Origin of the sequence: Kitasatospora sp. NPDC101176, assembly GCF_044768035.1 — a bacterium.
In the GTDB taxonomy this organism is placed as follows: Bacteria; Actinomycetota; Actinomycetes; order Streptomycetales; family Streptomycetaceae; genus Kitasatospora.
Genome location: NZ_JBIWPA010000031.1, coordinates 81,328 through 102,342 on the forward strand (window position 1 = coordinate 81,328; position 21,015 = coordinate 102,342).

General features: G+C 71.3%; 16 protein-coding genes. 7 read left to right on the forward strand and 9 right to left on the reverse strand.

All coding sequences use genetic code 11. The annotated features are described in order from the left end of the window. Positions 1-25 precede the first annotated feature (25 nt). The 3 genes from ACIRS1_RS31150 to ACIRS1_RS31160 are packed head-to-tail and all read left to right on the forward strand — an operon-like array spanning position 26 to position 3,591. Positions 26-1,354 (forward strand): ABC transporter substrate-binding protein, encoded by a 1,329-nt coding sequence (locus tag ACIRS1_RS31150; RefSeq protein ID WP_402845487.1) that lies wholly within the window; start codon positions 26-28, stop codon positions 1,352-1,354. A gap of 6 nt (positions 1,355-1,360) precedes the next feature. Then, the gene (locus tag ACIRS1_RS31155; protein WP_402845489.1) at positions 1,361-2,674 is read left to right on the forward strand and encodes a carbohydrate ABC transporter permease; all 1,314 of its coding nucleotides are present in this window, start codon (positions 1,361-1,363) and stop codon (positions 2,672-2,674) included. After that, positions 2,671-3,591, forward strand: coding sequence for a carbohydrate ABC transporter permease (locus ACIRS1_RS31160; RefSeq protein ID WP_402845491.1), 921 nt, complete (start codon positions 2,671-2,673; stop codon positions 3,589-3,591). The genes ACIRS1_RS31155 and ACIRS1_RS31160 overlap by 4 nt, the downstream gene beginning before the upstream one ends. A gap of 274 nt (positions 3,592-3,865) precedes the next feature. Here the strand turns inward: ACIRS1_RS31160 and ACIRS1_RS31165 are convergent, their stop codons facing one another. Further along, the gene (locus tag ACIRS1_RS31165) at positions 3,866-5,959 is read right to left on the reverse strand and encodes a SpoIIE family protein phosphatase (RefSeq protein WP_402845493.1); all 2,094 of its coding nucleotides are present in this window, start codon (positions 5,957-5,959) and stop codon (positions 3,866-3,868) included. A 31-nt stretch (positions 5,960-5,990) separates the two neighbouring features. Here ACIRS1_RS31165 and ACIRS1_RS31170 point away from each other — a divergent pair, with 31 nt between their 5' ends. Continuing rightward, on the forward strand, positions 5,991-6,386 hold the full coding sequence (locus ACIRS1_RS31170; protein ID WP_402845494.1) for a hypothetical protein: 396 nt from the start codon (positions 5,991-5,993) through the stop codon (positions 6,384-6,386). On the opposite strand, the gene ACIRS1_RS31175 is transcribed toward ACIRS1_RS31170, so the two are convergent. After that, positions 6,332-8,587 carry an MMPL family transporter gene (locus tag ACIRS1_RS31175; protein ID WP_402845495.1) on the reverse strand — a complete coding sequence of 752 codons (2,256 nt, stop codon included), beginning with the start codon at positions 8,585-8,587 and terminating at the stop codon, positions 6,332-6,334. The genes ACIRS1_RS31170 and ACIRS1_RS31175 overlap by 55 nt on opposite strands. A 165-nt stretch (positions 8,588-8,752) precedes the next feature. On the opposite strand from ACIRS1_RS31175, the gene ACIRS1_RS31180 reads away from it, so the two are divergent. Then, positions 8,753-9,427: a TetR/AcrR family transcriptional regulator gene (locus tag ACIRS1_RS31180; RefSeq protein WP_360223123.1), complete on the forward strand. Its 675-nt coding sequence runs from the start codon at positions 8,753-8,755 to the stop codon at positions 9,425-9,427. Positions 9,428-9,685: 258 nt separating this feature from the next. Here ACIRS1_RS31180 and ACIRS1_RS31185 read toward each other — a convergent pair whose 3' ends face one another. Beyond that, on the reverse strand, positions 9,686-10,840 hold the full coding sequence (locus ACIRS1_RS31185) for an FAD-dependent oxidoreductase (protein ID WP_402845498.1): 1,155 nt from the start codon (positions 10,838-10,840) through the stop codon (positions 9,686-9,688). A gap of 87 nt (positions 10,841-10,927) precedes the next feature. Here ACIRS1_RS31185 and ACIRS1_RS31190 point away from each other — a divergent pair, with 87 nt between their 5' ends. Then, on the forward strand, positions 10,928-11,620 hold the full coding sequence (locus ACIRS1_RS31190) for a TetR/AcrR family transcriptional regulator C-terminal domain-containing protein (protein ID WP_402845500.1): 693 nt from the start codon (positions 10,928-10,930) through the stop codon (positions 11,618-11,620). A gap of 276 nt (positions 11,621-11,896) precedes the next feature. Here the strand turns inward: ACIRS1_RS31190 and ACIRS1_RS31195 are convergent, their stop codons facing one another. The 5 genes from ACIRS1_RS31195 to ACIRS1_RS31215 form a co-directional block, all read right to left on the reverse strand. After that, a complete protein-coding gene (locus ACIRS1_RS31195) occupies positions 11,897-12,982 on the reverse strand; it encodes a BTAD domain-containing putative transcriptional regulator (protein WP_402845502.1) in 1,086 nt (361 codons plus the stop codon). Positions 12,983-13,412: 430 nt separating this feature from the next. After that, complete coding sequence (locus tag ACIRS1_RS31200) at positions 13,413-14,210, reverse strand: hypothetical protein (protein ID WP_402845503.1); 798 nt, start codon at positions 14,208-14,210, stop codon at positions 13,413-13,415. A gap of 341 nt (positions 14,211-14,551) precedes the next feature. Then, positions 14,552-16,822, reverse strand: coding sequence for a hypothetical protein (locus ACIRS1_RS31205; protein WP_402845505.1), 2,271 nt, complete (start codon positions 16,820-16,822; stop codon positions 14,552-14,554). Beyond that, positions 16,819-17,640, reverse strand: a complete 822-nt coding sequence (locus ACIRS1_RS31210) for a hypothetical protein (protein WP_402845506.1) — start codon at positions 17,638-17,640, stop codon at positions 16,819-16,821. Before ACIRS1_RS31210 ends, ACIRS1_RS31205 begins: the two co-directional genes overlap by 4 nt. A 52-nt stretch (positions 17,641-17,692) precedes the next feature. After that, the gene (locus tag ACIRS1_RS31215; protein ID WP_402845508.1) at positions 17,693-18,271 is read right to left on the reverse strand and encodes a Pycsar system effector family protein; all 579 of its coding nucleotides are present in this window, start codon (positions 18,269-18,271) and stop codon (positions 17,693-17,695) included. A 151-nt stretch (positions 18,272-18,422) separates the two neighbouring features. On the opposite strand from ACIRS1_RS31215, the gene ACIRS1_RS31220 reads away from it, so the two are divergent. Continuing rightward, positions 18,423-19,127, forward strand: a complete 705-nt coding sequence (locus tag ACIRS1_RS31220) for a Crp/Fnr family transcriptional regulator (RefSeq protein WP_402845510.1) — start codon at positions 18,423-18,425, stop codon at positions 19,125-19,127. Here the strand turns inward: ACIRS1_RS31220 and ACIRS1_RS31225 are convergent. Next, positions 19,087-20,856, reverse strand: a complete 1,770-nt coding sequence (locus tag ACIRS1_RS31225) for a cation:proton antiporter (RefSeq protein WP_402845512.1) — start codon at positions 20,854-20,856, stop codon at positions 19,087-19,089. The genes ACIRS1_RS31220 and ACIRS1_RS31225 overlap by 41 nt on opposite strands. Positions 20,857-21,015: the final 159 nt, after the last annotated feature.

The following is a 21,015-nucleotide window of genomic DNA, read 5'->3' on the forward strand; positions in this document are numbered from 1 at the left end:
CCGCCTCACGGAAGAAGACTCGACGATGAGACTCCGTAGCGCTCTGCCCACCCTGGCCGCCTCCGTCGTGCTGGCCGCCACCGCAACCGCCTGCGGCAGCGGGGGAAGCGGCACCGCCGCCGACTCCGCGACCCGGGAACTCAAGGGACAGACCCTGACCGTCGCCGCCGTGTGGAGCGGAACCGAGCAGGAGAACTTCAAGAAGGTGCTGGACGCCTTCACCGCGAAGACCGGTGCCACCGTCAGCTACACCTCCACCGGCGACAACCTCTCCACCGTGGTCGGCAGCAAGATCGAGGGTGGCGACCCGATGGACGTGGTCATGGTCGCGCAGCCCGGCGTGATCAGGCAGTTCGCCGAGAAGGGCTGGCTGGCGCCGCTCTCGTCCGCCGTCACCGACGCCGCGAGGAAGGACTACGCCGGCATCTGGTCCAGCCTCGGCACCGTCAACGGCACCCAGTACGGCCTCTACTTCAAGGCCGCCGACAAGTCGACCGTCTGGTACAGCCCCAGCGCTTTCCAGAACGCCGGCGTCCAGCCCCCGGCCACCTTCGACGACCTGCTGAAGGCCGGCCGGACGCTCTCCGACTCCGGCACCCCGGCCTTCTCGGTCGGCGGCCAAGCCGGCTGGACCCTCACCGACTGGTTCGAGAACGTGTACCTCTCCCAGGCCGGACCCGAGCTCTACGACAAGCTCACCCGGCACGAGATCCCGTGGACCGACCCGTCGGTCCTCAAGGCCCTGACCACCCTCGGCAAGGTCTTCGGCGACAAGCAACTCGTCGCCGGCGGTGGGCAGGGCGCCCTGCAGACCGACTTCCCGACATCCGTCCAGGAGGTCTTCGGAGCACAACCCAAGGCCGCCATGACCCACGAGGGCGACTTCGTCGGCGGCGTCATCGCCTCCGAGCTGAAGAAGCAGGTCGGCGTCGACGCCAAGGTGTTCCCGTTCCCCGCCGTGGACGGCGGCAAGGCCCCGGTGATGGGCGCGGGCGACGCGGCGGTCGTCCTCAAGGGTGCCAAGCACCCCGAGGCCGCGCAGAAGTTCGTCGAGTTCCTGGCCGGCCCCGAGGCTGCGACCGTCTGGGCCAAGGCCGGCGGCTTCATCTCGCCCGACAAGGCCGTCGACCCCTCGGTCTACCCCGACGACACCACCCGGCAGTTCGCCAAGTCGGTGATCGACGCCGGTGACACCTTCCGCTTCGACATGTCGGACCAGGCCCCTGCCGCGTTCGGTGGCACCGCGGGCCAGGGCGAGTGGAAGGACCTCCAGGACTTCATCGCCAACCCCTCCGACGTCCAGGGCGCCGCGGCCAGGCTCGAAGCCGACGCGGCCAAGGCCTACAAGGGCTGATCCACCATGTCTCTGCGCTCACCCCGCAGGGGCCGGGCATCCGGTGGCGCCCTCCGGCGCCACCGGGGCCTCGCCCTGCTCTTCGTCCTGCCCGCCCTGCTGCTGCTCGGCGCCCTCGTCGTCTACCCCATCGGCTACTCGGTGGCCCGCAGCCTCTTCGACGCCTCCGGCCACCGGTTCGTCGGTCTCGACAACTACGGCACCGCCTTCACCGACCACGCCACCCTCACCGCCGTGCGCAACAACGCGATCTGGGTCGCCGTCGCCCCGGCACTGGTGACCGCCGTCGGCCTGGTGTTCGCGGTGCTCACCGAGAAGGTCCGCTGGGCGACCGCGTTCAAGCTGCTCGTCTTCATGCCGATGGCGATCTCCTTCCTCGCCGCCGGGATCATCTTCCGCACGGTGTACGACGCGGACCCGCACCGCGGCGTGCTCAACGCCGCCGCGGTCGCCGTCCACGACACCTTCGACGACCAGCCGACCTATCCGGGCGCCCACCCACGCGCCGGCGGCGGCCTCGACCAAGCCCAGGGCGGCGACGTCGCGGCGCCCGCACCCACGCGCGTCGTGCTGTTGCCACTGGTCGGCGTACAGCCCGGCGCGGTCCCGGCAACCGCCCGGACGGCCCGGGAGCCGGCCGGCGGCGACGGGGTCAGCGGCACGGTGTTCCTGGACTTCGTCCCGGGCGGCGGCGGCCACCCCGGCCGGCTGGACGCCGGGAAGAAGGGCCTGCCCGGCGTCACCGTCCAACTCCGGGACGGCGGACGGACGGTCGACACCACCACCACCGCCGCCGACGGTACCTTCCGGTTCGGCGCGGCCCCGTCCGCCACCGCCTCGGTGGTGATACCGGCCGCGAACTTCGCCGCTCCCTACCGCGGCGTCGACTGGCTCGGTCCGGCCTTCATCACCCCAGCCATCATCGGCGCCTACATCTGGATCTGGGCCGGCTTCGCCATGGTCATCATTGCCGGGGGCCTCGCCAACCTGCCCCGCGAGACCATCGAGGCGGCCAGGATCGACGGTGCCGGCGAATGGCAGATCTTCCGCCGCATCACCGTGCCCCAACTCGCCCCGGTCCTCGGCGTCGTGTTCATCACCATGGTCATCAACGTGATGAAGATCTTCGACCTCGTGTACATCATCGCGCCCGGACCGGTGCAGCAGGACGCGAGCGTGCTCGCGCTCCGGCTCTACCTGGTCTCCTTCGGCGGCGGCAACGACCAGGGCCTCGGCAGCGCACTCAGCGTCCTGCTGCTGCTGCTCGTCGTCCCGGTGATGCTCCTCAACGTCCGACGCTTCCGAGGGAGCCGCGCATGACCACTACCCAGGCGGCCCCGTCCGCTACCACCACCGTGCCCGCACCGACGCCCGCCGGCCGGCCCGCACTGCCGCGCACGGCCCGGGTCGCCGCCCTCACCCGGAGCGGCCTCGTCCAGGCCGTGCTGACCGTGGCTGCCGTCGCCTGGCTGGTACCCACCGTCGGCCTGCTGGTCTCCTCACTGCGCCCCAAGCAGGTCGCCGCCACCGGAGGCTGGTGGACGGCACTGACCGAGCCCGCCCAGCTCACCCTGCAGAACTACACCGCGCTGCTCGGCGGCGGCGACGTCCCCAAGGCGTTGTGGAACACCGTACTCATCAGCGTCCCGGCGACCCTGCTGACCGTTGCCCTCGCCGCGGGCGCCGGCTACGCCTTCGCCTGGATGCGCTTCCCCGGCCGGGACGCCGTCTTCCTCGGCGTGGTCGGGCTGCTGGTCGTCCCCGTCCAGGTCGGGCTCATCCCGGTCGCCAAACTCGAGGGCGCCGTCGGGCTGTTCGGCACCGTCCCCGGCGTCGTGCTGTTCCACGTCGGCTACGGGCTGCCGTTCGCCGTGTTCCTGATGCGCAACCACTTCCTGGAGATCCCCGCCGAACTCCTGGAGGCGGCGCGGATGGACGGCTGCAGCGAGTGGCGGATCTTCCGCACCCTCGCCCTGCCACTCGCCGCACCGGCTGTCGCCTCGCTGTGCATCTTCCAGTTCCTCTGGGTCTGGAACGACATGCTGGTCGCGCTGATCTTCGCCGGCAACGACTCGCAGCCGCTGACCGTCTACCTGCAGTCCCAGATGCGGCAGTTCGGCAGCAACATGGACGTCCTCGCACCGGGCGCGTTCCTGTCCCTCCTGGTCCCCGTGGGGGTGTTCCTCTGCTTCCAGCGGTTCTTCATCCAGGGAGCGATGGCCGGATCCGTGAAGTGACACCAGCGGCGGCGCAGACCACGTAGGTGCTGGGCCGCTGCTGCCAGGCGGCGCCGGTCGTCAGCTGATGGCCGGGGGTCATCAGCTGGGGGACGAGCTCGGCGGCGTGGCGGGCACGTTCGCGCTGCGCCAGGCCCATGGCACGGCCAGGATCGCAGCCTTTCGGACGGGCTGAGGCCCGCCGGGGGTGCACGGTCATCCAGGCGGACATCGAGACGGTGCCGTGCTTCGAAGGCCTCGCACGCCTGGTGCCGCGACCCCACCGGACGGCAGCTCAGGGGGACGGGGGTGGGGCCGTATCGGGCACCGGAAGGGCCTGTTCGGCCCAGACGATCTTGCCGTCCGCCGTCTGCCGTGTTCCCCAGCGATCGGCCAGCTGAGCGACGAGGAGCAGACCACGCCCGCCCTCGTCGCTCGCTCGGGGATGTCGGACGTGCGGTGCCGCACTGGTGCTGTCGGAGACCTCGCAGGTGAGCGTCATGTCGTGGATCAGGCGCAGCCGGACCTTCCCGCCGGCGTACCGGATCGCGTTGGTGACCAGCTCGCTGACCAGGAGCAGCGTGGTGGAGTCGAGTTCCTCCAGGCCCCAGGTGACCAGTTGGCTGGAGGCCAGGCGGCGGGCGGTGGCGACGATGGCGGGATCGTCGGGGAAGGTCCAGGACGCGATTCGGTCGCCGTCGAGGAGCCAGGTTCGTGCGGTCAGCAGGACGACGTCCTTGCGTGGCCGCTCCTGGACCAGTGAGTAGATGGTCGCGTCGCACGTCTCCTGCACGGACCGCTCGGGGTGGGCGAGTTGCCGCCGAAGGCGTTGGAGGCTGCGGCGGGGGCGGCCGTGCAGGCACCGCAGCAGCTCGGGCGTGTAGAAGGCCAGCAGGCTCCCGGTAGGGAGGTGCAGGCGGCAGCTCTCGAAAGGCGCCCTGTTGAGGCCCAGGCGTGGCCCGTCCGGGACGCGGAAGGCCGCGACGGTGCCATCGGGATGGACGATCTCCGGCGCCGGGTGCGCCGCTCGGGCGAAGACGCACTCACCGCTGGTGGCGTCGTAGACAGCGTAGACGCAGGTGGCGCCGGAGGGCCCGCGCACGGGCGTGCCCTCGTCGGAGAGCTCCTCCGACGCCCCGCCGAGACGAACCATCAGGTCGTCCAGGTGGGCAAGCAGTTCGTCGGGCGGCAGGTCGAGCGCGGCGAGCGTGTGGACGGCGGCCCGCAGCCGGCCGGCCGCGGCCGCCGCCCGGAGGCCGTCCCGGCCGACGGTGCCCACCACCAGCGCCACCCTCGCTCCCGGGAGCGGGATGACGTCGTACCAGCCGGCGGCCTCGGCTGCGGGCACATGGCAGTAGGACACCTCGACGGCGTTCTGGTCGGGCAGCCGAGTGGGAAGCAGAGTGTGCTGGAGGGCCCGTGCGGCCCGCGACTCCCGGGTGTACCGCCGGGCGTTGTCCACACAGACGGCGGTCCTGGCGGCGAGCTCTGCGGCGGTGGTCACATCGTCCTCGTCGAACTCGGGTCTGCGCCAGCGGTAGAACGAGGCCACACCGAGGATCACCCCGCGGGCGGCCAGCGGCGCCACCACCAGGGAGTCCACGTGGGCCGCCCGGATGCGCTCCGCCCTGAGCGGCTCACGCATCAGCCAGTCCTCGGCCGCCTCGACGTCCCGGACGAGGCGGGGGCGCAGGTCGGACAGGCACTGGCTGAAGGGAGTGGGCGGTGAGATCACGTTGACGGTCCCGACCGGGAAGGCCGGCTGCAGGCGGCCTTCGGGCTCCGAACGGAATGCGGTGCGGCGCAGGGTGGCGTCGTCGCCGACCGGCCCGGGGGCGAGCGCATAGCCCTGGAACACCGGGTCGAGGATGTCGATCGCCACCGCGTCGGCCAGCTGCGGGACCGCCACCTCGGTCAGTTCCTCCGCCGTGCGCGTCACGTCCAGGGACGTGCCGATGAGAGCGCTGGAGCGGGCGAGCAGCTCCAGCCTGTCCCGGGCCCGGTGGCGCTCGGTGACGTCGATGACGATCGTGGCCACACCGATGACCTGCTGGTCGTCGCTGCCCACGAGTTGCAGCGCGGAGACGGAGTAGACGTGCTCCCGCTCCGGATCGGACGGCGGGGAGCCGCGCTGCACCAGGTCGATGACCGGTTCCCCGGTTTCGGCGACCTTCCGGAGAATTCGCTCGTTCGTGTCGTTGACCAGGAGCGGCGCCAACTCGCGCAGTGGCCGGCCGATGACCTCCTCACCCCGTACCCCGCGCACACCCGCCGAGGCGGTGTTGAACCGGATCAGCCGCAGGTCGGTGTCGACGATGTACAGCCCGACCGGCGACTCGGTGAGCAGCGCGTTCATCACGGCCCGGTCGACGCTGTCGGGGCCGGGCAACGCCGTATTCGCGCGCTCACCTGGATCCGTCATGGGAAAGCCCGGGTTCGGTTCTGTTCTCGTCGGTGGCCCGTACGAGGTCTGCCTCTCCCATCATGGCCTCGCCCGGGCGGGGCCGCCCGCCGGGCTGCTCGGCTTCAAACCGCAGGGCTTCCCGGACGGCTGGGCACCGGTGTTCGTCTTCGCCGTGATCTTCGCCATCGCGAAGGGCTGCACCGTCTTCCTGCCGACCTCCACCGAGGAACACCACGAGCGCAGCGGCGACCCGAAGGAGGTGATGGTCGGGGCGCCGGCCGATGGAGGCCGCTCGCCGCCTTCCACCGTGACGGCGGACCGCGGGTGTCGTCGGGCGCCCGCGGTCCGCTGGTGCCGCTACCCGACCACCGCCGGGGTGCGGGGTGCCTCGGGGGTGGCCTTCGGCTGGTAGAACTCGGTGTGTCCTTCGACGTGGAGGTGGGGCAGCCGGCGGTCCAGCCAGGTGGGCAGCCACCAGTTGCCGCGGCCGAGCAGGTGCATCACGGCCGGTACCAGCAGCAGTCGGACCAGCGTGGCGTCGATCAGGATGGCCGACCCCATGCCGACGCCGATGACCTTGATCGGCAGGTCGGGCGACGGGACGAAGGCCGCGAACACGGCGACCATGATGGCCGCCGCCGCGGTGATCACCCGCGCGGTGCCCGCCAGTCCGCTGACGATGGACTCAGCGTTGTCCTGGCTGCGCAGCCAGGCCTCACGCATCCGACTGACCAGGAAGACCTCGTAGTCCATCGAGAGGCCGAACAGGACGGCGAAGGTCAGCACCGGCACGAAGGCCGGCAGCGGGGTGGGGCTGTCGATGCCGATCAACCGGCCGGCGGTGCCGCCTTCGAGGACGAGGGCGACCACGCCGTACGCGGCGCCGACGGAGAGCAGGTTCATCACAGCGGCCTTGAGGGCGACGGCGAGGCTGCGGAAGGCCACCAGGAGCAGGAGCATCGACACCGTGACCACGCCGCCGACCAGCAGCGGGATGCGGCGGGCGATGTTGTCGGTGCTGTCGATCGCGCTGGCGGTCGCCCCGCCGACGTGCACCCGGACGCCGGGGCCGACCGCACCCGGGATGACGTGATCGCGCAGGTCGCGGACCAGGGTCTTGGTCGCGCCGGACTGCGGACCGCTGTCCGGGACGACGGTGAGCAGCAGCGAGCGGCCGTCGGAGCCGGGCACCGGAGGGGTCACGGCCGTGACGCCGGTCACCGCCTTCAGCGCGGTGGGCAGCGAGGCCGTCGCGTCGGCGGGGGTGCCCGGCGCCAACTCGGCGACCAGGACCAGCGGTCCGTTGCTGCCCGGCCCGAAGCCGGCGGCCACCGCGTCGTACGCCAGCCGGTTCGAGCGCCCGGCAGGGTCGTTGCCCGCGTCGGGGAAGCCGAAACGCACACCCAGGAACGGCGCGGCGAGCGCCAGCAGGACGACGACCCCGGTGACGGCACCGAGGACGCGGTGACGCTCGACGAGCCTGCTCCAGCGCAGCCAGCCGGCGCCCACCGGGCTCTCGCCCCGGGCGGCGCGGCGCCGGGGCAGGGGCAGCCGCAGGCGCTCGATGTGTCGTCCGAGGTAGCCGAGCAGGGCGGGGAAGAGAGTGGCGGACGCGGCGATCACGACGAACACGGAGAGGATCGCCGCGACCGCGGCGCCGCGCATGAACGACAGGCCCATCGCGAACAGCCCGAGCATGCTGACCACCACGGTCATGCCGGCGACCACGACCGCGCGGCCCGCGGTGTCCAGCGCGGCGACCGTGGCGGCCTCGGGTTCGAGCCCCTCGGCGCGCCACTCGCGGAACCGGGTGACCAGCAGCAGCGCGTAGTCGATGCCGACGCCGATGCCGAGCATCGCGGCGAGCGACGTCGACCAGTCCGGGACCGGCATGATCGCGGCGAGGACCGGCAGCAGGGCGCTGCTGACCGCGAGCCCGCCGAGTGCGGTGAGCAGCGGCAGACCGGCGGCCACGACCGAGCCGAAGGTGATCACCAGGATCAGGGCGGCGGCCGCGATGCCGATGCCCTCCGAGCCGATCGCGCCCTGCTCGGTCTGCTGGACCGTCATGCCGCCGAGGTGGACGCGCAGGCCGCCGTCGACGGGGCGGGCCAGGTCGAGCAGCCGCTGGGTGTCCGCCTTGGGCATGTCGGGGGCGACGGCGACGTCCAGGTGGATCTGCCCGAGGGCTGTGCGGCCGTCGGCCGACACCTTGCCGCGCGGGCCGTACGGGTCGTCGATGCCGCTGACGTGCGGCACCTCGGCCATCCGGGCGAGCAGGTCCTTGACCCGGTCGCGGGTGGCGGCGTCGGTCACGCTGCCGTCCGAGGTCAGCACCAGGCTGATCGATTCACCGCCCAGCCCCGGGAAGTCCCGCGCCAGCAGCTGCTGGGCCTGCTTGGAGTCCGAGCCGGGCGCGGTGTAGTCGGCGCTGTACTTGGCGCCGAGGCCGGCCGAGAGGCCGAAGGCCGCGACGGCGGCGAGCAGCCAGAGCAGCACCGTGCGGCCCCTGTTCCGGAAGCTCCAACCGGCTATTCGGCCGAGCGGGCCGGGCCTGTGCGGCCCGCTCTCCCCGGCGGCTGTCCGCCGGTCCTCGCGCAGTCCCTGGGGCATGTGGTCCTCCGTGCATCGTCAGGGGCTCCGCCCCCCGGCAAAGCGTTACGCTTCATAACGCGCCTTACGAAGCGTAACGTTTCCCTCGACGGGTACGGATTGTCAACGCGGTGACTGACGCGGTGACTGACGCGGTGACTGACGCGGCGAGCGGATGGAGTGGCGATGACGGGTGGGTCGGCCGACGAGGGCGGCGGGCGGAGCCGCCGTGAGCGGCTGCGCGCCGACACCGTGGAGGAGATCAAGCGCGCGGCCCTTGGCCTGATCGTCGAGCGCGGCGCCGCGAACCTCCGCTTCACCGACATCGCCCGCAGCATGGGGATGACCCCGCCCGCGCTGTACCGCTACTTCGCCGACCGGGACGAGCTGCTCACCGCCCTGGTCGCCGACTCGTACGACAGCCTGTCGGACGCGTTGACGGCGACCCGCGAGACCGTGCCGCCGGACGACCTGGACGGACGCTTCGTGGCCACCTGCACCGGCTACCGCACCTGGGCGCAGCGGAATCCGGAGCGCTTCGCCCTGATCTTCGGCGCCCCCGTGCCCGGGTACGCGGCCCCACCGGACGGACCGACCGTGGTGGCCGGCCGGCGGGCGATGGAGCACATGGTCGAACTCGTCGCCGACACGGCCGAACGCGGCCGGCTCGGCAGCCCGCTGGTGCCGGACGCGGCGGAAGCCCTGATGCTGGCCTGGGCCACCGTGCACGGCTTCGTCACCCTCGAGGCGCACGGCCACTTCCACACGCTCGACCAGGACGCGCGGGACCGCCTCTTCGCGGTCCAGGCGGGCGCCGCCGCGCGCACCGCAGGCCTGTCGCCGGCCGCGGACCGGTGGTGACCGGAACCCGCGCGGCGGACAGTCACGGCTCGGGAGGCGAGGAGGACTCCATCCGCACCTCCTGCGCCTCCCCGAGGCGCCGGCCGGCAAGGACCAGCCGGCACGCAGCGAACCGACACGATTCCCGGCTTCGCCTCGCGCGAGCGGTTGCTCGACCTGGCGTGACCCGAGGTCGGTAGCCCGGCAGCACCCGCTTCGACCGCGTCGTCCGTGACCGCTGCGGCCGACTCGCCGGCCTCGACGACGCGGCCGTCACCTTCAGGACCGTGCCACCGCGTCGACCGGTCCCTCCGGGTGGCCGCCGAGGAAGTCTGCCAAGCTCTGCGGTGCGCGCTCGCCGAGGCAGAGGTCGAGGATCTCGTGGGCGTCCGCAGAGAACGCCGCGCTGCGCGGGAAGAGCTCCTTCTCGTAGGCGACGAGCGCCGCTTCGACGTCGTCAGGGTGCTGGGCGATGGCCTTGCCGAGTTCGGCACCGTCGAACATCGCCAGGTTGGCGCCGTCGCCGGACGGCGGCATGAGATGCGCGGCGTCGCCGAGCAGGGTCACGCCGGGCACCCGGTCCCAGTGGTGTCCGTCCGGGAGGGTGTGGATCATGCGTGCCACCGGCGCGGACCTGCCGCCGGTGATCAGCGCGGTGAGGTGCGGCGCCCACCCGTCGAACTCGGCCGCGATCCGGGCGGTCGCGGCCGCGCTGTCGGTGAAGTCCGTGGCGGCGATCCACTCGGCGGAACGGTTCAGCTGGACGTAGGTGTGGAGGACGCCACCCGCCTCACGGTGGGCGACGATCCCCTTCCCGGGGGCGAGTGCGTACATGGCGCCCTGGCCGACCAGTGCGGCCGTCTCGGGGTGCCGCTCATCGACGTCGTGCAGGTAGGTCTCGACGAACGTCGTTCCGGTGTAGACCGGCCGGGCCTGGGAGAGCAGGGGCCGAACCCTCGACCAGGCACCGTCCGCTCCGACCAGGATGTCACTGCTCTCGGTCGAGCCGTCACGGAAGGTCAGCTCGTGCCGGCCGTCGCCGAGCGACCGGATGCCGGTGACCTTGCTGCCCCAGCGCACCGTCCCCTCAGGCAGGGAGTCGAGCAGGATCCGACGCAGGTCGCCGCGGAGCACTTCGGGGCGCACCGCACTGCCGCCGGAGGGAACGTCCAGCAGCAGCGCACCGTGCTGGTCGAGCACCCGGGCCGCGTCGCCGCCCTCGTGGATGATCGCGCGGAACTCGTCGGTGAGGCCGGCGTCCGCCAGGGCGCGCTGCCCGTCCTCCGCATGGATGTCGAGCTGGCCCCCCTGGGCGCGGGACTCGGCGGTGGGGTCCGCCTCGTGGACGGTGGCGGGGATGCCGTGGACGTGCAGGACGCGCGCGAGGGTGAGGCCACCCAGGCCCGCGCCGATGATCGTGACCGGTGTCGTCATGGTGGTCCCTCCGAAGCGACGGCGAAGGATGGAACGCCGTTCCATTCCCATGTTGGAACGGCGATCCATTCATGTCAAACTGTGTTCATGGCCATCGAGAAGCAGCGGGCTGCACGACGTACGGACGCGCTGTCGAAGGAACGGATCGTGGAGGCCGCGATCGGGATCCTCGACTCCGGAGGCGAGGGTGCACTGACCTTCCGCGCGCTCGCCGCCCACCTGGCCACCGGGAGCGGGGCGATCTACTGGCACGTCGCCGACAAGGACGCCCTACTGGCGGCGGCGACCAACGACGTGATCGCCCGGGTCATGGCGGATCTGCCTGACGGCGCGCGTCCGCGGGAGGCGGTCCGGTCCCTCGCACTCGGACTCTTCGACGCGATCGACGCACACCCCTGGGTCGGCACCCAGCTCTCCCGCTCACCGTGGCTGGCCGCGATCCCGCAGATCTTCGAGGGTTTCGGCAGCCGGCTGGAGGAACTCGGCGTGCCCGAGGAGGCGCAGTTCGACGCCACGTCCACGCTCGTGATCCACGTCCTCGGCGTCGCCGGACAGAACGCCGCCAACGCACGCCTGCACGCGCACCGGACCGATCGGACGGCCTTCCTGAATGAGGTCGCCCAGCGGTGGACCCAGCTCGATCCCACTCGATACCCGTTCGTGCACCGGGTGGCGGCGCAGTTGCCCGAGCACGACGACCGGGAACAGTTCCTGGCCGGCATCGACCTCATCCTGGCCGGCATTGGGGCCGCGCACCCGGATCCACCCACTCGGACCTGACCCGAACCCGAGCGGGACCAGGGCCGGCGAGACGCGTCGCCACCGAGGGACCGGACGGCCTGCCCACCGGCGCGCTCCATCCCGGGCCAGGCCCCGAACCCCTGGTGCCGCGATCTGACATCCGGCCGACGCGCCCGAAGCGCGAGGTGGCCGACGCCCAGCACCCGGCCCCACCCGGGCAACGGGGCGTCCCGCCCCCGTGGGTGTCGGGAGCGGGACGCGGCACGGGTGCGGGGCCCACGGGGTGGCGGGCCGTGTCACCGCGCGACCGGTGGCTCAGTACCAGAGGTCGGGGCTGAGCTGGTAGTCGTAGCCGCTGCCGGGCTGCCAGTAGAAGCGGGCCTCGGCCTTGTAGTCGTGGCCCGGGGTCGGGTTGGTGAGGGTGTAGGTGTAGGAGTACTGGCCGGAGTGGCAGGGGAACGAGCTGGAGAGCGCCTGACTGCCGGTGGTGTAGTCCCAGATGATGATCTGCTCGGTGCAGTTGTTGCCGCCGAAGTTGGTGGTCACCTGCGCCGACACCTGGCCGCCGCCCGCGCTGATGCCACGATGTCTGGAGGGAGTTGGAACGGCCGACGAACCTGCCCGGGGGGCGGTCCGGGAGGCCCAGGGCGTCCAGTCCGCGAGATCCGCGGCCGGGTCGCGGAGGCGTGCCGCCAGAGCCGCCGCCTCGCTGCCGGAGTCGGCGCCGGCGAGCAGGGCGAGGGCCTGCTCGGTGCGGCCGGCCCGGCCCTGCGCCAGCGCGCGGGGAACGACGGTGGCCTGCTCAGGGGCGGGTTCCTCGGTGAGCGGCAGCCCGAGTTCGACGTCGAGTTCGAGCCGGGCCAGCCGGGCCTCCTCCCGCCGCCCGGCCAGCATCCGGCGGTCGTGCTCGGCGAACGGGCCCGGCACGCCGTCCAGCGCCACCGGCGTGGACCAGCGGCCGAGTGCGGCCGTGAGCAGGGCGTGGGCCCGCTCGGGCTGCCGGTTGTGCCGGGCGGCGGTGGCGGCGGCGAGCTCGGCTAGGAACACCGCGCGGTCGATGTTGGCCGGGTCCGCCTCCAGCCGGTACGCCTTGCCGACGTGCCGCAGGACACTGCCGCCGTCGGGGGACCCACCCTTGCCGGACCCACCCTTGCCGGTGCCGTCCGTGCCGGCCAGGGCGCTGCGCAGCCGGTACATGGTGGCCGGCAATCCCCTGGCCCGGTCCGGCGCCCCGTCCGCCTCCTCGCCCCAGACGCCGTCGATGATCTCCGCCACGGGCACCGGCCGCCCGGCGTTCGCGAGAAGGACGGCGAGCACCGCGCGGTCCCGAGCCCGGTTCAGCCGCAGCTCCCGGTCGCCGCGCCGCGCCCTGAGCGATCCGAGCGTGCTGAAGTGCAGCACCGATGGGATCCTCCCTGCACGACCGAATCCGACATCCGGTCATGCTACGGGGGCGATGCGTGCCGACAAGGGCACTGGTCGACATCACGCCATCGATCGCCGAAACGCAGCGGCGCATCGGAAACTGTGCACGAAGTAGCGCGATCGGTCGCCCTCTCGACTCCGTTGTCGAAATCCCGGCTTGCCCACCGGAATCGGCTCTTCGGGGTCAGAGGGCCTACCGTTCTGCTGACGGATGGTCACCCCTCGCGGCAGAGCGTCCGGCACGCGAGATACGTGTGGGAGCGGGCTGACGGCGAAAGCACGTCAGCGCCGTGAGGGTGTTCGACTGAAGGCTGCCGCGCTGTTCGGCGAAGGGGTCATGCCTCCGGAGATCGCTCGGAGGCTCCGGGTGAGCTGGAGATCGGCCTACCCGGTGGCACCGAGCTCGTCACGGCCGAGCCCGGCCAGTGTTGTAGTTCCCGCTGATCGAGATGGCGAGGACGGCGCCGTGTGCGGGATAGGCAGCGGCGGCCAGCTGGGAGTGACCGTACTGACGCCAGTCGACGTAGTACGAGGTCTTGACCGACGGGTACTTGAGCATCACGTCGTGCGCGGCCGTTCCGTCGTCGAGGGCCGGCAGGTAGGGGGCCTGCGCCACATCGACCGTTCCGCCCTGTCGAGCAGTCGCCTTCGCACTTGCGGGCGGCACGAAGTCGAAGCTGATCGGCACGGCGTACTGCACCGTGGCCGCATTCGGCCGCGCGGCCGCCTCCGCGACCTGGGCCGGGGTCGGATCGTCGGGCGGCCGGTGGGCGTAGTCGAGTGCTGCGACCAGCCCCGGGTGCTCCTCGCGGTCCAGCGGGGCTCCGGTCCGGTCGGGATGCCACCCCGCGGTGGCCAGGACGGTGTCGAGCTCTGCGAGTCGGGACGGAAGGTCGCCATCGAACGCCTCGTACACCGTGGTGGTCCTGGAGCAGGTCACCGGGGTCCACGTCCGGCGGGTGAGCGCGAGGCCGTGGTCGACCCAGCCGGTGCTGCAGGAGTCCGCCACCGTCGTCCCCAGGTAAATGGCCCAGGGCAACGCGGCGCGCACCTGGTCGAGCTGACGGTCCGCCTGGGCGGTCAGCGCCCGGTCCGCCGCCCGGGCGGTGACCGACTGGGCCGCCTTCGCGACGTCGGGCTGCGGCTCGGGCCGCAGGCTCAGGTAGATCCAGGCGGCCAGCCCGAAGCCCCCCGCGAGCACCACCCACGCGACCACCGCGCAACCGCGTGGCACACCCCCGCGTCCAGGCACCGAGCCCACCCCCATGAGTCCCCCGTCGCACCCGAGCGTACGTGAGGTCAGAGGCGAGTCCCAGCCGGTCTGGCCCTACCGACCTCGCACCCCAGGAACACGCCTCGAGGGCCTCGTACGCTCGAAAGCGGGACCTCGCCACCGACCAGCGGCGCCTCCGGGCAGGGCGCCGGGTCGGCGATGAGCGCGCCGCCGGGGCGGCGGGGCGGTGAAGGTGCGGCGAGCGGATCCGCGCCTCCACGTTCGCCACCCGGACCCGGCGGACACATACGATGGAGGGCTCCCCGACAGAATCACTTTGAAAGTGGACCGACTGAGGCCGTGTGGCGATCGACCTGGAGCGGTAGCGGCGTTGAGGAATTCGCTGGGCGGGAGATGCGATCGAAGAGGTGGTCGCCGACTCGGCTGCCGTCCGGAAGCGTTGTCCCTCGGACTGCCTGGTACAACGCCATGGCTGCCTGGGCCTGCGAGTGGCCTCGCAGGGTAGATGCAAGGCAGTCCAGCACGATGTCGGTGACGACATGGTGGGCAGCGGCATGGCGAAGCCAGGAAGCCGCACGGGTGACGGTCTCCGGTGATTCGGCCAGGTCGCCGAACAATTCCTCAAGCCCAATCCGGAGGTGAACCTCGGACAAGGGGGACGAGGGGCTGAGCAACCACGGCGTCCCGGCGTCCTCGCAGCGCATCAGCGCGAGCAGGCACAGGCGCCCCGCCGACGCAGGCCAGTCCCTGACGAGCCAGTTCCCCACTTCGCGGACCAGTATCGGACGCATGTCGGGCCTCGCAGCGAGAACGTCGAAAATGTCCAGTACCGCGGTCCGGATCGTGTGGTCCTCCGTCTGCACGAGATTGCGAAGCCGGGTCATCGCCAACCGGCAGGCGCTCTGCGTGCTGTTCCCGTCAAGCAAAACGCCACGGCAGACGTCCACGACGACCACACGGACCTGTGTCGCCTGCTTCGCCCACCGCAGGAGCGACTTCCAGGTCGTGCGGCGCATGTGGTCATCCTTGAGTGCCCCCTCGGTGACGGCGACCAGGAGTGGCGCACGGTCGGCCTGGAGGGCCAGGTCCTTCAGTGCGTCCAGGTCTTGTGACGTCCTGTGCCGGAGGACCAGCCCTGCGAGGGCTTGGGGCGAGGGATCGCTGTTGATCCGCGGACGGACAGGAAGGCTCACCAGCCAGGTCAGCAGCACCGAGCGGAACGACGGAAAGTTGTCCCAGACATACGCGAGGACGGCCTCTGAGTACCCGGGACGGTCGAAGGTGACCCGGTCTTGGGGATCGACCTCGGCGGAAAGCGCCAGCAGGCGCGGGCGTAGGCCCCGTCCGGCGAAGATCGTTCCGACGGTGGGGGCACCGGTGGCCTGCGGTCCCCCGGACGCAGCCTCGATGGCCGCCTCCAGTGCGTGCGCGTCCTCACCGATCACCGAGGCCGGCGCGACGCCGTGAACGGCCAGAGCGAGCAGCAGGCAGCGATCGGAGAGCGAGAGCGGAGAGTCTTTGCCGGCGGGCGACCTGGCCGGGTCGTTGAAGAGCAGGTCGAAATGGTCCCGCCAGTCCGCGAGGGCCAGCTCGATCTGCGTCTGCAACCCGTCGGGTGGTGTGGTCGGGGAGCTCAGATGCTCTATTCTCACGGGACGGTCGCCGGGGCCCATCATCCCGTCGTTCTCGGCGGAGGCCGGCCGCCTCCGGTGAGCCGCCCACTGCCGAACCACCATCTCCACACAGCGCATCGCCTCGACGGCATCCCGCCCCTGGATCGACGCCCTGGCGTTCGCCGACCGAACGTACTTGATCAGCGGAGCGAGGCTCCTGGCACTGAGGTGGTGCTCGACGAGTCGTTGCGCGTTCGGCGGTGCCGAGAGGTACACGGTCTTGACCCCCGGACCGTGCCAGCCGTGATGGCCGACCCAGATCTCGTCCGTGACGGTCACCACCAAGCGAGACCGGGCGTCGCACAGTCTTTCCGCGAAGGTCGAGAGTCGGTCGAGGAAGTCGCGGTCGAGGCGATCACTCTCCGGGTCCTTCAGCTCCAACAAGTAGGTGTGGCCGGCACTGAGCGGCAACCGTCCGGTGGACGGATGGACCCAGTCAACCTCTAGGTCCAAAAGGGTCGATTCCGTTGAGGCATGGCGGACCATGAGCTGTCTGGCGAAGGTGGTGGCACCGTAGCCCCGGCGCGCAAGTACGAGGAGGACTCCGTTGCTGCCGTCCGGTCGAAGTACGTCGGCACCGTCGGACCAGGCCTGTTCCCACTCCGGCGGCAGGAAGAAGGCGCCGGAGCCGACCAGTTCGGCCCGGCTGAGCTCCGTCCCGTCGAGGACGTCGCGCTTGCGAACCTCCTGGTGCACGTTCTCGATGGTATTGGCGAGTACATCGATGTTGGTGATCCGGGCCGGAACCGCGTCCGACAGGGGACGAACGACACGAGGGTCGAACGGCGGGGGCAGAAAAGACCACGGCGGTGTGGCCCCCGGAACGCCATCCGACGAGCGGTGCTCAGTGGGCAGCGACGCAAGCAGGTCCTCCAGGTCGTCGACCGGCCGGTGATCCTCGGTGTTCACCCGTTGAACTGCCCTTCCCCGGAGGCCTGGTCGGTGCGGTTGATCTGTCGTGTCCGCACGGTGTCGATCTTGTCTGCCAGGGTGTTGATGTTGACGTTGCCGGACACCCGGATGCCACTAGGAGCCACAGGAGCCGCCCCTGCGGTCTCCTCCCGGGGAGGCGGCATGTCGCACGTCTTCAGGTGCTGGGCGACCACGCTGGGGCTAAGCCTCGGCACATGGATCCACGCAGTTCGGGTGAATCCCTTTCCTGCCACCGTGGCGGGTGCGGCCAAGAAGTCGCGCTCCGGCAGAAGCCTGCTCCGGCGGGCCAGGACCACTCGCCGGTACATGTCGTCAGACAGTACGAGCGCGGTGTAGCTGCCGTGGGCACCCGCGGCGGCGATGCCCGCCCGGACGGCGTCGCTGTCCACGAACCGTGCGACATCGTTGATGGCATCCGCCAGGTTGCTTTCGGGCATGGGGCCGATGTGCACACTCACCCGCACGAGTAGCGGCGGGTCGTCAAATTGCCGCTGCTGTTGGTAGCTGTGCAACTCTTCGTCCAGCACACCGATGAGCGGGTCGACCAACCGCCATGTGCGAGCCGGGGGGAGGACCAGTATGCAGCCGTCACCGGTGTCCTGCCGGTACGTCGGATTCTTCCACTCCTCCAGTAGGTCGCTCTTGGAGAAGGCCGAGTCCAGTGCGCTGTCCAGGGCCTGACGAAGCCTGGGCTGACGATGCTCGGGGGCCTTGCTGAAGTCCTTGATGTCAACCGCGAAGAGCGTGTGCTCGGGCGGCAGGTCCCAAGGATGAGTCGGAGCAGTGGTGTCCATGGAGCGAGTCCGTTTCTGGTCGATCAGATCGGTGAAGCCGTCGTCAGTCTGCCTACGCTACAGAGTTCATCATCGCGGGCAGGGCAGCCAGCGTGACCCCAATCCCGCCCAGGATCAGTGAGGCTCGTACCCGTACGTGTTTGATCCAGGCTATTCGGGAGAGCACGACCAGCTGCCTGCTCAGCGCCGGCAGCAGGTCCTGCTCGGCGAGTGCGTCCGCCAGGTCATCAGCGTCCCAGTGCCTTACATGACCGAAGAAGATGACGTTGTGCCGCCAGTCGTCCGCCTCGCCGCGGGAACCGATGCGAGGAGCGACCGCCGCTATCGCGAAGACGAGAGCGGTGGCGACGAGTAGCGCGCTGGCCCAGAGCGTGAGAACGGTTGCCGCCTGTCGCCCCGACGCGACGGACCCGGTGGCCGGCGCGGTCTGTGCGACGCTCGAAATCGCCACCAGAGCTGCTGTTTCGAGGCTCAGAGCGAACGACGCCTTGACGTCCACCCGGCTGACCCACTCGGACAGCACACCGTGGATTCGCCAGGCCGCGTCGAGTCCTGCGGTGGCGACCGGGGTAGTGGCGTCCGATCGCCCGGGGAACGGGCGGCCGTTGGGTCCGATGGTCGGGGCAGTCATGCGGTTCTCCCGGTCGGTTGAATTCCAGGCCGGTCCGCGGCAAGAGCAACCGGCTGATCAACTTTGTACCTGGGGACGGAGAAGGCCGTCTGCGTCAAACTACGCAAAGAGAACGAGAGGTCGACTACGGTGGGCCCCGGAGGATCGAGAGATGGCCGGACCAGCATTGCCCGACAAGTGGAGACACCTGATCAGGTCCGCGGGCCAGGAGGTGCAGTGGCGCCGCGGTGAGCTCCTGATGCGCGAGGGTGACACGGCGGACCGAGTGGTCCTCCTGCATAGCGGATTGGTGAAGGTCACCTCGGTATCCGCGACCGGCTTCACCAGCCTCTTCGCCCTTCGCGGACCGGATGAGTTGCTCGGTGAGCTGTCCTGCGTGGATGGCGGGCTCCGGTCCGCGACGGCAACGGCGATGGGAGAGGTGAAGGGGGTCGCCGTACCGGCTCCGGCCTTCACTTCCCTCATGGAGGCGCATGGTGGACTCGCGCTGGCTGTGCTGCGGTGCGTGGCTGAACGGCTGCGCGAATCCGATGTCGGCCGGGCGGACCTCGGTGCGCTGCCGACGGTCTCACGTACGGCGCTGGTCCTCGCGAGGCTCTCCCACAGCTACGGGGCCCCAGTACCAGGGGACTTCACCGCTCGGCGGCTGACCATCAATCAGCAGGAGCTCGCCAGCGCCGTGGGAGCCTCCCGCGAGTCGGTGGTGCGAGTCCTGCGTGTGCTGACGGACCACCGTCTCATTGCCGTCTCGCGCGGACGGATCATGGTTCATGATCCAGCCGACCTCGCCGGTTGGACCGGTGCCGGGGCTCCGGTCAGTGTGGGGTGGGGTGGCGGGGTGGGCCGAGGAGGATGAGGATGTCGCCGGGTTCCTCGGGGGGTGGGTGGCCGCTGACGACGGGGGCGAGGGTGCCGTTGGAGCGGACACGGAAGAGCAGGTCGTGGCCGGTGGGGATGGTACCGGCGCCGGGGGCGGCCAGGAGCGGGGCGCCGTCGGCGTGGCGGCGGGCGAGGGCCGGCCGGGCCAGGGATTCGTCGAAGAGGATCTCGCCGCCGGTGTACGGGGCCACCACTCCGTGGCTGCTGTGGGGCGGCCCCAGGCGGTAGACCCGGCCCTCGACGCCGCCCTGCAGGATCGTCGAGGCGAGCGCGTTGAAGTCGTCCTCGTCGGTGAGCAGCAGGACGGCCGTGATGCCCTCCAGTTCCGCGCCCTGGCCGGTGGCGGCCGCCAGCAGTTCGCCCGGGGCCAGTTCCAGGCCGGCGGCCCGGATCCGTTCGCGTTCCGGTTCGAGGCCGGCCCACATCAGGACGTCGAGGCCCGCCGAGCGCAGGGCCCGGCCGACCTCCACCACCCACTGCGCGCCGCCGACCAGCAGGGGGCGGGAGCGGGCGGAGCGCCTGACGTGGAGGAGGCGGGCGGCGGGCACGGCGGTGAAGCCGTAGACCGCCACCGTGGCGACGATGACCAGGAAGGTCGCGGGGAGGATCTTCTCGGCTCCGCCGACGCCGTCCGCGACCAGGGTCGTGGAGAAGGTCGAGGCGGTGGCGGCCGCGACGATGCCGCGCGGGGCCATCCAGCCGATGAAGGCGCGTTCGCCCTGTGGGAGGTCCGTCCCGAGCGTGGACAGCCCGGCCACGAGTGGCCTGATGACGAGGACCAGTACGGCGACCAGGCCGAGCGTCGGGAGCATGACGCCGCTGAGCGAGTCCGGGGTGATGGTCGCCGAGATGGAGATGAACAGCAGTCCGATGATCAGCTGGACGAGGGTCTCGAAGAACGGGTTGCGCGAAGGGATGTCGGAGGACGGGAGGTTGGCGACGGCCACCCCCATGGCCACGGCCGCGATGAGTCCGGTGTCGTCGCGCAGCACGTCGCAGACCGCCGCCGTGCCGATCACGGTGGCGAGCTGCACGGACGTGCCGAGCGGTTCGGGAATCCGGAACCTGCCCAGCAGCAGCCACAGCACCGCCGTTCCGACCAGGGCACCGGCGATCCCGACGGCGAAGCTCAGCACCAACTGGCCGGCCCGCACGCCGACGTGCGGATGGGTGCTCGCGACGATCGAGTGGAAGACCAGGGCGCCCAGGATCGCGCCGATCGGGTCGATCAGCGAACCCTCCCAGGTGAGGATCTGCTGGAGCCGTTCCACCGGGCGCACGAAGTTGAGCAGCGGCCCGACCACCGTCGGGCCGCTGACCACCAGGATCGCGCCGAGCATCAGCGCGGCCCGGGAGGACATCCCCAGGAACTGCGCCGCCAGGAAGGCGGCCGGGAACCCCGTGAGCAGCACCCCGAGCAGCAGCAGCCTGACCACGACGCGCCGGTTGTGCCCCTGGAGGTGCTTCAGGTCCAGGCCGAGGCCCGCGTCGTAGAGGATCAGCGCCACGGAGAGCGACACCAGCGGGGAGAAGGCCGCGCCAAGCAGCCGCTCGGGGTCGAGGTCGTCGGTGAGCACGCCGGCGGTGAACCCGACCGGCAGCAGGACGATCAGCGCGGGCACGCGCAGCCACCTCGCCAGCACCTGGGAGCCGACCGCGAGCACGGCGGTCAGGCCCAGGCCCAGGAAGATCGCGTCGGTGCTCATGGGTCCGCACTGTGCTGGCGCCGGTCACGCGAGTCAAGCAGGACACGGCCGGGGGGGGGGCCCCCCCCCGGGCGGGGGCGGCGGCGGCCCCCCCCCCCCCCCCGCCCCCCCCCCCGCCCCCCCCCCCCCCCCCCCCCCCCCCCCCCCCCCCCCCCCCCC

What these genes read in the sequence shown, in the direction of transcription:
- ACIRS1_RS31215 (WP_402845508.1), bottom strand. Translation starts at nt 18,271, where the DNA reads ATGACTGCCCCGACCATCGGACCCAACGGCCGCCCGTTCCCCGGGCGA.
- ACIRS1_RS31210 (WP_402845506.1), bottom strand. Translation starts at nt 17,640, where the DNA reads ATGGACACCACTGCTCCGACTCATCCTTGGGACCTGCCGCCCGAGCAC.
- ACIRS1_RS31225 (WP_402845512.1), bottom strand. Translation starts at nt 20,856, where the DNA reads ATGAGCACCGACGCGATCTTCCTGGGCCTGGGCCTGACCGCCGTGCTC.
- ACIRS1_RS31170 (WP_402845494.1), top strand. Translation starts at nt 5,991, where the DNA reads ATGGGAAAGCCCGGGTTCGGTTCTGTTCTCGTCGGTGGCCCGTACGAG.
- ACIRS1_RS31160 (WP_402845491.1), top strand. Translation starts at nt 2,671, where the DNA reads ATGACCACTACCCAGGCGGCCCCGTCCGCTACCACCACCGTGCCCGCA.
- ACIRS1_RS31180 (WP_360223123.1), top strand. Translation starts at nt 8,753, where the DNA reads ATGACGGGTGGGTCGGCCGACGAGGGCGGCGGGCGGAGCCGCCGTGAG.
- ACIRS1_RS31150 (WP_402845487.1), top strand. Translation starts at nt 26, where the DNA reads ATGAGACTCCGTAGCGCTCTGCCCACCCTGGCCGCCTCCGTCGTGCTG.
- ACIRS1_RS31175 (WP_402845495.1), bottom strand. Translation starts at nt 8,587, where the DNA reads ATGCCCCAGGGACTGCGCGAGGACCGGCGGACAGCCGCCGGGGAGAGC.
- ACIRS1_RS31220 (WP_402845510.1), top strand. Translation starts at nt 18,423, where the DNA reads ATGGCCGGACCAGCATTGCCCGACAAGTGGAGACACCTGATCAGGTCC.
- ACIRS1_RS31185 (WP_402845498.1), bottom strand. Translation starts at nt 10,840, where the DNA reads ATGACGACACCGGTCACGATCATCGGCGCGGGCCTGGGTGGCCTCACC.
- ACIRS1_RS31190 (WP_402845500.1), top strand. Translation starts at nt 10,928, where the DNA reads ATGGCCATCGAGAAGCAGCGGGCTGCACGACGTACGGACGCGCTGTCG.
- ACIRS1_RS31155 (WP_402845489.1), top strand. Translation starts at nt 1,361, where the DNA reads ATGTCTCTGCGCTCACCCCGCAGGGGCCGGGCATCCGGTGGCGCCCTC.